Here is an 11,762-nt window from a genome sequence, read left to right on the forward strand (position 1 = left end):
AACAAGCCGTTCGCAGGGAGTGTCATGCGATTCCGAGTCCCGTCCGCCGCGCCGCTGCTGGCGGTCGGCGCGGCCCTGGCCACCGTTGCCGCCACCGCCCCGACCGCGTTCGCCGCGCCCGGTGCGCCGGGTGAGCGGCCGTCGTTCTGCGGCCACGACAACCGCAGGACGCCGTTCGCCCCGTACCTGTGCGCCCAGCCGGGCCAGCTGCTGGACGTCCGGATCGGCGACGTGCACCCGACCCAGCCGTCGCTCGGCTACGACGAGGTGTACTACAAGCTCGGCCGGTACACGCTGGGCAAGGACGCGGTCAACAAGAAGTTCAGCGACTGGTGCGAGGCCGACGGCCGGATCGAGGCGGTCGCGGTGCAGCCGAACGCCCGCCTGGACGACCCGTCCTCGTTCACCTGCACGCTGCCGGTGGGCGGCGAGACCGCGGACAGCACCGCCGCGATGAAGACCGTGGTGATCGGCCCCGGCGGCGAGCCGTTCCTGACGGACGGCCACCACACCCTGACCTCGTTCTACGAGACTCCGGACGGCGGCGCTGACCTGCACGTGCGGCTGCGGGTGCTGGCCAACCTGAGCACCCTGACCCAGAAGGACTTCTGGGCGCGGATGCAGGCCAACAAGTGGGTGTACCTGAGCGACCCCGAGGGCCGCCCGGTCAAGACCAACAAGCTGCCGACCTCGGTCGGACTGGCGAACTTCCAGGACGACAAGTACCGCAGCCTGCTCTACTTCGGCCGCGACATCGGCTACACCCAGAACTCGGTGCCGTTCCAGGAGTTCTACTGGGGCAGCTGGATCCGCGACGCCGCCCCGGTCGACCTGACCGCCTGGAACCGGAACGACCTGGCCGGTTACCTGGCCGCGGTCAAGGGCACCACCGAGGCGATGGTCGCGCTGCCGAAGACCGCCCCCGTGAACAACGGCTTCACCGCCGCGGACCTGGGCGCGCTGGACCAGTGGAACGCCGGGAAGGCCGCTACCAAGGGCGAGTTCGACAAGCTGAGCAAGCCGTACACGGACGCCAAGCCGGGCAAGCTGGCCTACGCGCTGGAGTACAAGAAGGTCAACGGCCTCGGCTGAGACGGCAGTTGACGGCCCGGCGGACCCCCGTCCCGAGCGGGGGCCACCGGGCCGTCGGCTTTCGGCCGGGGTGCCGACCGCCGCCCGTGGCCACGCCTGTTCGATACCGGGCGGGGGTATGCTGAGCGGGATGACGGAACGGACGGGACGGGCTACGGGCCCGGCAGCGGCCGGGCGGACGGCCGCCCGGTGGGCGGTGCTGTGCGCACTGCTGCTCGGGCTGTTCCTGATGCACGGCAGCCCGGCGAGCGCCACCGGCTGCCACCCGGCGTCCGCGTCCTCGTCGCCGCCCGCTCCCGTGTCCCCGTTGCCGTCGCCGTCCGCGCCTGCGTCACACGCGGCGACCGGGCACACCCGGCCCGGGGAGGACCGGCCGAGCGCCAACCCGGCGATGGGGCACGGGAGTTCGGTGGCCGCATGCGTCTCCACCCAGGCCCGTGACCGGGTGCCGGTGCCCGCGCCGGGCGCGGCCCTGCCGCCGCACCCGCCGCTGCTGCCGCTCACCGGACCCGGTCCGGCCGGGGTGGAGCGGGGCGGGCGGGCGCCGCCGGACGGCGGGCGGGAGTTGCTGATCCGGGTCTGCGTCGCCCGCAGGTGAGGGCGCCACCCGGCCGGTTCCGCGCAGGCGGACGGCCGGGCGCCGCGTCCTGTCCGCGACCGCGCATCCGCGCGCGCCCCCATGGAGCGAACCCCCGATGACCCGTACCACCCCCACCCGCCGCATCCTGCTCGCCGCCGCCGCGGCCACCGTCCTCGCGCTGGGCCTGACCGCCTGCGGCAGCGACGGCACGGGCGGCATGGGAGGCATGGACCACGCCGCCTCCCCGTCCGCCACCGCCCCCGCCACCGGCTCCGCGGCCGGGCACGACATGGCCGGGATGAACCACGGCCCGGACGGCGGCACGAGCGGCATGGACGGCATGAGCGGCATGCCCGGCACCGGCGGAGCGGCCGCCGACGGCCTGGCCGCCGAGCAGGGCGGCTACCGGCTGGATGGCGCGCTGTCCGGCGGCGAGTACCGGTTCACCGTGACCGGCCCGGACGGCAAGGCGCTGACCTCGTACCGGCCGGAGCAGACCAAGGAGATGCACTTCTACGCGATCCGCTCCGACCTGTCCGGCTTCCGGCACCTGCACCCGGTGATGTCCCCGGACGGCACCTGGACCGCCCCGCTGGCCGACCTGCAGCCCGGCGACTGGCGGATGTACGCCTCGTTCGTGCCGGGCGCGGGCAGCGGCGCCGGCACCGGCCTGGTGCTCAGCCGCACCGCGGCGGTGCCCGGGCAGGCCGCGCCGGTGCCGCTGCCGGCCGCCGCCGCGAGCACCACCGCGGACGGCTACACGGTGACCGTGGCGGGCGCCCCGAAGGCCGGGGCGGCCGGGGAGCTGACCGTGACCGTCAGCAAGGACGGGCAGCCGGTCACCGACCTGCAGCCGTACCTGGAGACGTACGCGCACCTGACCGCCTTCCACGCCGGCGACCAGGCGTTCGCGCACCTGCACCCGGAGGCGAAGGCCGCCGAGGGCACGGGCGGCGGGCCGACCCTGGCGTTCCACGCCGAGCTGCCGAAGGCCGGCGACTGGCGGCTGTTCCTGCAGTTCCAGACCGGCGGCACGCTGCACACCGCGGCGCTCACCCTGAACGTCGCGGCCTGACCCGCCCGCCGAACCGCACCCGCGTCCGGACCCGCCCACACCGGGCGGGTCCGGCTGCACCCCCCGGCCTCCCCTCGGCCTCCCCCCCCCGGCCTCCCCCCGGCCTCCCCGCGCGCTCGCCCGGCACTCGCCCCGCGCTCCGGTGCTTCCCCGCCGACGGGCGGGTCCGGTTGCCGGACGAGTGCGCGAAGATGGACGGATGACCGCCTCCCCGCGCCCCCGCCTGATCGCCACCGACCTCGACGGCACCCTGCTGTGCTCCGGCGGCACGGTGACCGCCCGGACGGCCGCCGCGCTGGCCGCCGCCGAGGCCGCCGGGGTGCAGGTGGTGTTCGTCACCGGGCGGCCGCCGCGCTGGATGCAGCACCTCGGCCCGCACATCGGCGGCCACGGCGTGGCGATCTGCTCCAACGGCGGCGCGGTGGTCGACGTCCGGCGCGGCGAGCTGCTGGAGACCCACCCGCTCGACCCGGCCGGGACGCTCACCGTGGTGGACCTGCTGCGGGCCGAACTGCCCGGCACCGCCTTCGCGTTCGAGTTCCCCGGCGGCTTCGCCCGGGAGCCGGAGTACAACGTGGCGATGTGGGAGTCCGACAAGGAGCACCCGGTCGGCACCGCCGCCGAGCTGTTCGCCGACGGGCGGGTCGACGGCCTGTTCAAGCTGCTCGGCAAGCACCCCGACCTCGGCCCGGACGCGTTCCTGGACCGGGCCCGGGCGGCGGTCGGCCCGCTCGCCGAGGTCACCCGCTCCAGCCCGATACCGCTGATCGAGATCAGCGCCCCCGGCGTCACCAAGGCCAGCAGCCTGGCCCGCTGGTGCGCCCAGCAGGGCATCGGCGCCGACGAGGTGGTCGCCTTCGGCGACATGCCCAACGACCTGGAGATGCTCGCCTGGGCCGGCCGCTCCTACGCCGTCGCCAACGCCCACCCGCTGGTGCTGGCCGCAGTCGCCCACCACACCGTCAGCAACGAGCAGGACGGCGTCGCCGCGGTCATCGAGACCCTGCTCTGACGTCCGCCGGACGCCGGAACGTCGCCGGGCGTCAGATGAACGGTCCGTCCAGCACCTCGTAGCCGATCCGCTCCCCGACGGCGTACTGCTTCGCGTACTCGCCCGGGCGGCCCACCTGCTCCGGCGACCACGCGTCCGGCCCCGGGTCCAGGTCGAGGACGCAGCGTCCGCCGGTGACGTCCAGGTTCAGGCCGTCGGAGAGGACGAAGTAGCTGAACCCGTCGCTGCACGGGAAGAGGTACTCGTGGACGCCGCCGAGCGTGAGCCGGACGAGCCGCCACCCGTCGCCCCGGTCCGTGTCCACGGCCTGGATGTCGAACGCGGCCTCCCGCCCGGCGATCGGGCCGCGGGGCAGGTGCAGCCGGATGCCGGTGATAACCCCGTCCTCGAAGTGCCCGAACCGGGCCAGGAACGCGGCGCTGTTCTCCGCCGTGAGTGGTGTGATGCCCATCGTGCCGTCCGTCCGCCGCTTCCGGGAGTACGGCCAGTGTCCCGGAAGCGGCGGCCCGCTGCGGGGTTCAGGAACAGGCCAGCAGTCCGGTCATCGTCTCGGCGGCCCGGACCGCGGCGTCGCCGCAGCAGTTGTTGAACAGGACGTGGACCTCCCGGGCCCGGTCGGCCATCGCCTGGATCCGCTCCACCCAGGGGGCGAGTTCCGCGGGGGTGTAGTCGTGGCGGAAGCGGTCCTCCTTCGAGCCGGTGCCCCAGGCGGGGTTGCGGCCGTGGAGGCGGACCACCGCGAGGCGCGGGGAGGTGACCGGGGCGACCGGCGGCATCGAGGTGGGCAGGCCCTGCGCGGTGTCCACGGCCACCGCGGCCGCGTCCAGCTCGGCCAACAGGGCGCGGGTGTCGGCGGCGAGGTCGTCCCGCCACCAGTCGGGGTGGCGGAACTCCACCGCCAGCGGCCAGCCCGCGGTGCGCTCCCGGCAGGCCCGCAGCACCGCCCGGGCGGGGGCGCCCGGGGCCAGTCGCGGCGGGAACTGGAAGAGCAGGGTGCCGAGGCGGCCGGCCGCGCGCAGGGGTTCGAGGGCGCCGCTGAACCGGGCCCACGCCTCGTCCAGCAGCCCGGGGTCGTCCCGGCGGGCCGTCCGCAGGTCGGCGGGGAGCGCGGCGGTCCGGGTGGGGTGGCCGGTGAGCAGCGAGAACGCCTTCACGTCGAAGCGGAACCCGGCGGGCGTGCGCTCGGCCCACCGGGTGCTGTTGCGGGTGCTGGGCAGCGCGTAGTACGTGGCGTCGACCTCGACGACCGGGAACCTCGACGCGTAGTGGCGCAGCCGGCCCTCGGCGTCCCGGTGGCCGGCCGGGTACCAGCCGCCGGCCAGCAGTTCCTTGTCCGTCCACGAGCACGCGCCGACCCTGATCTCTCCCATGCGAGCGCGCCTTCCCCGCCCGGGCCCGGCGTAACGGCCGGGCGCCGTCGTCAGAGCCGGGCGGTCCAGCGGACCCGGGTGCCCTTGCCGTGCGGGCCGGCCTCGTGCCAGGCGTCGCCGCCGAGGGCCTCGGCGCGCCGGGTGAGGTTGCGCAGGCCGGAGCGGCGGCCGCCGTCGGGGATGCCGACGCCGTCGTCGGTGACGGTGAGCAGGACGCCGGGCGGGCCGGTGCGGGTGGGGGACGGGGAGAGCGGGCGGCCGTCCTCGCCGAGGTGGACGGTGGCGTCGATTTCGACGGCGACCCGGGAGGCGCGGGCGTGCCGGGCCGTATTGGAGAGCATCTCGCGCAGCGCGGCCAGCAGTTGGCGGGAGGTCTTCTCGCCGACCAGGCTCTCCACCGGGCCGGTGAAGGTGACGGCGGGCTTGAAGCCGAGCGCCGCCGCGGCCTGGCTGCCCTCGCGCAGCACCCGGGTGCGCAGGGTGTCCGGCCGGTCGTCGGTGTCGCCGTGCTGGAGGGCGTAGATGGTGGTGCGGACCTCCTGGATGGTGGCGTCCAGTTCGTCGACGGCCTGGCCGATCCGCTCCTGCACCTCGGGGACGACGGCCCGGCGGGCGGCGGACTCCAGCATCATGCCGGTGGCGAACAGCCGCTGGATGACCAGGTCGTGCAGGTCGCGGGCGATCCGGTCGCGGTCCTGGAAGACCGCCAGCCGCTGCTGGTTGCGCTGGTACTCGGCCAGCCGCAGGGCGAGCGCGGCCTGCGAGGCGAAGGTCTGGGAGAGCTGGCGTTCGGTGTCGGTGAACGGCACCGTCCCGGCCTCGCGCCACACGCACAGCGCGCCCAGCACCCGGCCCGCGGAGACCATCGGCACCGCCATCGACGGCCCGAACTCCCGTGCCAGCCGGTCGAACTGGGCGTCGGAGGCGGTCTCGGGCGCGGTCGCCAGGTCGTCCAGGTAGACCGCCTCGCCGACCAACAGGCGGGGTGCGAAGCCGTGCTCGGGCAGCAGTTCGCCGGTCAGGTGGTCGGCCCGTTCGCCGGAGGCGTGCGCCACCCGCATCCGGTCCTCGCCGGCCGGCAGCAGGATCATCCCCAGCGCGCCCCCGGCGAGTTCGCGGACCTGCTCGGCGGCCACCGTCAGCGCGATCTGCGCCTCGTCGGTGGACAGCAGCGAGGTGGTGACCGCGGCGGCGCCGGTGATCCAGCGCTCGCGGCGGCGGCCCTGCTCGTACAGCCGGGAGTTCTCGATCGCCACGCCGGCCGCCGCGCCCAGCGCCAGCACCACCTGCTCGTCCTCGGGCGTGAACGAGCCGCCGCCCTTCTTCCCGGTCAGGTACAGGTTGCCGAACACCTCGCCGCGGACCCGGATCGGCACCCCCAGGAAGGACACCATCGGCGGGTGGTGCGGCGGGAAGCCGACCGAGCGCGGGTCGGTGGACAGGTCGGTCAGCCGCAGCGGCCGCGGGTCGTCGATCAGCGCGCCGAGGATGCCCCGGCCGGTCGGCAGGTGGCCGATCTCGGCGGCGGTCGCGTCGTCGATGCCGATGTGGATGAAGTCCGACAGGCCGCTGCCGTTCGGGTTCACCACGCCCATCGCCGCGTAGTCGGCGTCCACCAGTTCGGCGGCGCCGGCCGCGATCCGCTGCAGCGTGGCGTGCGGGTCCAGGCCTGCGCCGACCGACACCACCGCCTCCAGCAGTCGCTGCATCCGGTCGGTCACCGCGGCGGCCGACTGGAGTCGCTCGGAGACCTCGGTGACCAGGGTGTCCAGCCCGAGCGAGGAGATCTCGGGGATGCGCGGCCGGCCGCCCGTGGCGGTCGGCTCCTCCGGCGTCTGCATGCCACCAGTGTGCCTGTCTGTCACGGTTTGCCCGCTTTCTCCGGACGGCGACACTCGACGCGGGGCACCGCGTTCCGGCCCGGCCCCGGCTCGGAGCACCGCGTTCCGGCCCGGGGCAGCGCGCTCCGGCCCGGGGCACCGCGTTCCGGCCCGGCCCCGGCTCGGAGCACCGCGTTCCGGCCCGGGGCAGCGCGCTCCGGCCCGGGGCACCGCGCTCCGGTTCGGGCTCAGGCGCGGGCCGGGGCCCGCTCCCCCGCGCGCTCCCGTTCCAGCAGCGCGGCCAGCCGTCCGTCCGGCCGGTCGGCCAGCTCGGACCAGCGGCCGCGTTCGACCACCCGGCCGGCGTCCAGCACCAGCACCTCGTCCACGCTGTCGTCGTCCAGGCCCGCCAGCCGGTGGGTGATCAGCAGGGTGGCGCGGTCCGCGGTGGCGGCCAGCAGGTCGGCGGTCAGGGCGTCCGCGGTGGCCGTGTCCAGGTGTTCGGCGGGCTCGTCCAGGATCAGCACCGGGAAGTCCGCGAGCAGCGCCCGGGCCAGCGCCAGGCGCTGGCGCTGGCCGCCCGACAGCCGGGCGCCGTGCTCGCCGACCATGGTGTCCAGGCCCTCCGGCAGGCCGTCCGCCCACTCCAGCAGCCGGGCCCGGTCCAGCGCCGCCCGCAGTGCGGCCTCGTCGGCGTCCGGCCGGGCCAGCCGCAGGTTCTCCCGCACCGAGCTGTCGAAGACGTGCGCGTCCTGCGCGCACAGCCCGACCACCCGGCGGACGTCCTCGCCCGCCAGCTCCCGGGTGTCGGTGCGGCCCGCCAGCAGCACCGCCCCGGCCGAGGGCTCGACGAAGCGCAGCAGGGCCTGCGCCAGCGTGGTCTTGCCCGAACCGGACGCCCCGACCACCGCGATCCGCCGCCCGGCCGCCAGCTCCAGGCCGACGCCGTGCAGCGCGTCGCGCTCCGCGCCCGGCCAGCGCACCGTCAGGTCGCGCACCAGCACCGGCAGCCGGACCTCCGGCAGCGGCCGCGGCGCGTCCGGTTCGCGGACCGGGAGCGGCGCCGCCAGCACCTGGTCCAGCCGCTCCCGGGAGGCCCGGGCCCGCTCCCGGTGGCGCACCGCGGTCGGCATCCCCGCCACCGCCTCGAACGCGGCCAGCGGCGTCAGCACCACCACCGCCAGGCACACCCCGGGCAGCGACCCCGACGCCACCGCGCGCACCCCGACCGCCGCGGCGGCGACCACCGTCAGCCCCGAGACCAGCGCCACCAGCCCCGCCGAGAGGCCGCTCGCTGCGGCCGAACGGGCCGCCAGCCGGGTCAGCGCCCGGTCCGCGTCCCGGGCGGCGCCCAGGCGGCGCGGCAGCGCGCCCGCGACGGTCAGTTCGGCGGTGCCGGTCAGGGTGTCCAGCACGGCGCTCGCCAGGTCGCCGCGGGCGGGCGCGTGCCGGCGCTCGGTCCGGCCGGAGATCCACCGCTCCAGCGCCGGGACGGCGGCGCCCGCCAGCAGCAGCCCGAGCGCCAGCACCAGGCCGGCCAGTGGCAGGAACGCGGCCAGCGCCGCCGAGGCCCCCAGCGAGACCAGCACGGCGACGGCGGCGGGCAGCCGCCAGCGCAGGTGGAAGTCCTGCACCGCGTCCACGTCCGCGACCAGCCGGGACAGCAGGTCGCCGCGCCGGAACTGCGGCAGCCCGGCCGGGGCCAGCCGCTCCAGCCGCCGGTACACGGCCGTCCGCACCCCGCCCAGCGCCCTCAGCACCGCGTCGTGCGCCACCAGCCGCTCCGCGTACCGGAACACGCTCCGCCCGATCCCGAACGCCCGCACCGAGGTCACCGCGACCATCAGGTACAGCACCGGCGGCATCTGCGAGGCCCGCGAGATCAGCCACCCGGACGTCCCCATCAGCGCGACGGCGCAGCCCAGCGCGAGGGCGCCGAGCAGGACGGCGAGCCAGAACCGGGGGACCCGGGTGGCGGCGGTCAGGGGCGCGGGGAACTGCGCGGGGCGGGAGGCGGCGGCCGCCGGGTCGGGCTCCGACGCAGCCTCCGTCCCACGGTCCGCGCCCTGCCGGGCGGCCCCTTCGAGCGGCAGGTCACTCCCGTGCCGGGTCCGGAGGACTTCGCCTCCCGCTTCGCGCAGTTCCCCGCGCCCCTGGTTCTCCGCACCCGGCAGGTGGACGTGGTGGTCGGCGAGGGCGGTGAGGGCGGGGCGGTGGGTGATGAGCAGGACGGTGCGGTCGAGGGTGCGGAGGGTGTCGAGGAGGGCGGCCTCGGTGACGGGGTCGAGGTGGGCGGTGGGTTCGTCGAGGATCAGGACGGGGCGGTCGGCGAGCAGGGCGCGGGCCAGGGCGAGGCGCTGGCGCTGGCCGGCGGAGAGACCGTGGCCGTTCTCGGCGAGGAGGGTGTCGGGGGTGGTGAAGTCGACGTGGGCGGCGGCGAGGGCGGCGGCGAGCCGGTCCTCGCTCGCGTCGGGGCGGGCGAGCCGGACGTTCTCGGCGACGGTGCCAGCGAACAGTTGGGGGTGCTGCGGGACCCAGGCGACCTGGGCGTGCCAGCTCGCCGGGTCGGTGTCGGCGAGGTCCTGCCCGCCGAGCAGGACGCGTCCGCCGTCGGGGCGGGTGAAGCCGAGCAGGACGCTGACCAGGGTGGTCTTGCCGGCGCCGCTGGGACCGGTGAGGACGGTGGTGCGGCCGGCCGGGACGGTCATCGAGAACCCGGACAGCGTGTCGCCGGCCCGGCCGGGGTGGCGCACCGTCAGGTCCTCGACCCGCAGGTCGGTGCCGGTGGGGGCGGGCCGGGTGCCGCCGGCGGGCAGCGGGGTCTCCAGGACTTCGAAGATCTTCCCGGCGGCGGCCAGGCCCTCGGCGCTGGAGTGGTAGAGGGCGCCGACCTGGCGGATCGGCAGGTAGACCTCGGGGGCGAGGACGAGGACGAGGAGGCCGGTCTCCAGGTCGAGGGTGCCGTTCACCAGCCGGAAGCCGATCGAGACGGCGACCAGGGCGACCGAGAGGGTGGAGAGCAGTTCCAGGGCGAAGGAGGAGACGAAGGCGAGGCGCAGGGTGCGCAGGGTGGCGCGCCGGTAGTCCTCGGTGATCCGGCCGATCGCGGCGGCCTGGGCGCGGGCCCGGCCGAAGACCTTGAGGGTGGGCAGTCCGGCGACCACGTCGAGGAAGTGGTGGGAGAGCCGGGCGAGTCCGGCGAACTGGCGGTCGGTGCGGGCCTGGGTGGCGTAGCCGATCAGGACCATGAAGAGCGGGATCAGCGGCAGGGTGACGCAGACGATCGCGGCGGACTCCCAGTCGGCGCCGAGGATCCGGGCCAGCACGACCAGCGGGACGACCACGGCGAGGGCCAGTTGCGGGAGGTAGCGGGCGAAGTAGTCGTCGAGGGCGTCGACGCCGCGGGTGGCGAGGGTGGCGAGGTCGCCGGTGCGGCGGCCGGTGAGGTGGGCGGGGCCGAGGGCGGTGGCGTGGTCGAGCAGGCGGCGGCGCAGGGTGGACTTGACGGCGGCGACCGAGCGGTGGGCGGTGAGTTCGGTGAGCCAGGCGACCAGGGCCCGGCCGAGGGTGACGGCGGCCAGGCCGAGCAGTTGCCCCCACAGCCCGGACCGGCCGTCCTGGAAGGCGCCGACCACCAGCGAGGCGATCAGTCCGGCCTGGGCCACCAGCAGGGCCGCGCCCGCCCCGCCGAGGAGGACGGATCCGGCGAGGAAGGCGCGGGTGGTGCGGGCGTGCGCCAGCAGCCGGGGGTCGATCGGGCGCATCCGCTGCTGGCGGTCCATCAGGTGTGCTCCTGGGTCAGTGGTGCGCGGCGGGGATGTGCTGGACGCCGATCCGGCGGCGGAACACCCAGTACGTCCAGCCCTGGTAGAGCAGCACGAGCGGGGTGAAGACGAGGGCGACGACCGTCATCACCTTGAGCGTGTAGGGCGAGGACGAGGCGTTGGTGACGGTCAGCGACCAGTCCGGGTTCAGCGTGGAGGGCATCACGTCGGGGAACAGCGACAGGAAGAGCATCCCGACGGCGGCGACGATGGTCAGGCCGCTGAGCGCGAACGCCCAGCCCTCGCGGGCCAGCCGGTTGGCGCCGAGCGCGCCGAGCAGGGCGAGGACGGCGACGACCAGCGCGGCCAGGCTCCAGCCGTTGCCGGAGTGGGCCTGCGTCCAGACCAGGAAGACCAGGGCGAGCACCGCGGTGGCCAGGCCGAGCGCGGTGGCCTGGGCACGGGCCCGGACCCGGATCTCGCCGCTGGTCTTGAGTGAGGCGAACACCGCGCCGTGGAAGGTGAACAGCACCAGGGTGGTGAGTCCGCCGAGCAGCGCGTACGGGTTGAGCAGGTCCCAGAGGGTGCCGACGTAGTTCTTGTCCCGGTCGATGTCGACGCCGTGCACGATGTTGGCGAAGGCGACGCCCCACAGGAAGGCGGGCAGCAGCGAGGTCCAGAAGATCGCCAGTTCCCAGTTGCGCTGCCAGCGTTCGCCGCTGCGCTGGTGCCGGTACTCGAAGGAGACGCCGCGGACGATCAGGCAGACCAGGATCAGCAGCAGCGGGACGAAGAAGCCGCTGAACAGGGTGGCGTACCAGTCGGGGAAGGCCGCGAAGGTGGCGCCGCCCGCGGTCAGCAGCCAGACCTCGTTGCCGTCCCAGACCGGGCCGATGGTGTTGATCAGGACGCGGCGTTCGGCGGTGTTCCGGGCCAGCAGCCGGGTGAGGACGCCGATGCCGAAGTCGAAGCCCTCCAGGAAGAAGTAGCCGATCCACAGGACGGCGATCAGGACGAACCAGAGGTCGTGCAGGTGCATGTGATCCGTC

The 11,762-nt window shown here is 75.5% G+C and carries 9 protein-coding genes; 4 read left to right on the forward strand and 5 right to left on the reverse strand.

Annotated features, from left to right (window positions below; all coding sequences use genetic code 11):
• The first annotated feature begins 24 nt into the window (after positions 1 to 24).
• From IH44_RS0112350 to IH44_RS0112365, 4 genes are all read left to right on the forward strand, one after another.
• Positions 25 to 1,092 (forward strand): ParB/Srx family N-terminal domain-containing protein, encoded by a 1,068-nt coding sequence (locus IH44_RS0112350; RefSeq protein ID WP_030459536.1) that lies wholly within the window; start codon positions 25 to 27, stop codon positions 1,090 to 1,092.
• A gap of 130 nt (positions 1,093 to 1,222) precedes the next feature.
• Positions 1,223 to 1,690 carry a hypothetical protein gene (locus IH44_RS0112355; protein ID WP_063759594.1) on the forward strand — a complete coding sequence of 156 codons (468 nt, stop codon included), beginning with the start codon at positions 1,223 to 1,225 and terminating at the stop codon, positions 1,688 to 1,690.
• A 97-nt stretch (positions 1,691 to 1,787) separates the two neighbouring features.
• Positions 1,788 to 2,747 carry a hypothetical protein gene (locus IH44_RS40965; RefSeq protein ID WP_030459538.1) on the forward strand — a complete coding sequence of 320 codons (960 nt, stop codon included), beginning with the start codon at positions 1,788 to 1,790 and terminating at the stop codon, positions 2,745 to 2,747.
• Positions 2,748 to 2,946: 199 nt separating this feature from the next.
• Complete coding sequence (locus IH44_RS0112365) at positions 2,947 to 3,759, forward strand: HAD family hydrolase (RefSeq protein WP_030459539.1); 813 nt, start codon at positions 2,947 to 2,949, stop codon at positions 3,757 to 3,759.
• A gap of 31 nt (positions 3,760 to 3,790) precedes the next feature.
• On the opposite strand, the gene IH44_RS0112370 is transcribed toward IH44_RS0112365, so the two are convergent.
• The 5 genes from IH44_RS0112370 to cydB all read right to left on the reverse strand — a co-directional run bounded on the left by IH44_RS0112370 (position 3,791) and on the right by cydB (position 11,752).
• Positions 3,791 to 4,210 (reverse strand): hypothetical protein, encoded by a 420-nt coding sequence (locus IH44_RS0112370; RefSeq protein ID WP_030459540.1) that lies wholly within the window; start codon positions 4,208 to 4,210, stop codon positions 3,791 to 3,793.
• Positions 4,211 to 4,277: 67 nt separating this feature from the next.
• Complete coding sequence (locus IH44_RS0112375; protein WP_030459541.1) at positions 4,278 to 5,129, reverse strand: DUF72 domain-containing protein; 852 nt, start codon at positions 5,127 to 5,129, stop codon at positions 4,278 to 4,280.
• Positions 5,130 to 5,179: 50 nt separating this feature from the next.
• The gene (locus IH44_RS0112380; RefSeq protein WP_081966857.1) at positions 5,180 to 6,970 is read right to left on the reverse strand and encodes a GAF domain-containing sensor histidine kinase; all 1,791 of its coding nucleotides are present in this window, start codon (positions 6,968 to 6,970) and stop codon (positions 5,180 to 5,182) included.
• Between the two features lie 227 nt (positions 6,971 to 7,197).
• Positions 7,198 to 10,713, reverse strand: coding sequence for a thiol reductant ABC exporter subunit CydD (gene cydD, locus IH44_RS0112385; protein WP_030459543.1), 3,516 nt, complete (start codon positions 10,711 to 10,713; stop codon positions 7,198 to 7,200).
• A 34-nt stretch (positions 10,714 to 10,747) separates the two neighbouring features.
• Positions 10,748 to 11,752: a cytochrome d ubiquinol oxidase subunit II gene (cydB, locus tag IH44_RS0112390; RefSeq protein ID WP_030459544.1), complete on the reverse strand. Its 1,005-nt coding sequence runs from the start codon at positions 11,750 to 11,752 to the stop codon at positions 10,748 to 10,750.
• Positions 11,753 to 11,762 lie beyond the last annotated feature (10 nt).

The sequence above is a fragment of the Kitasatospora sp. NRRL B-11411 genome, from assembly GCF_000721345.1.
GTDB lineage: Bacteria > Actinomycetota > Actinomycetes > Streptomycetales > Streptomycetaceae > Kitasatospora > Kitasatospora cineracea.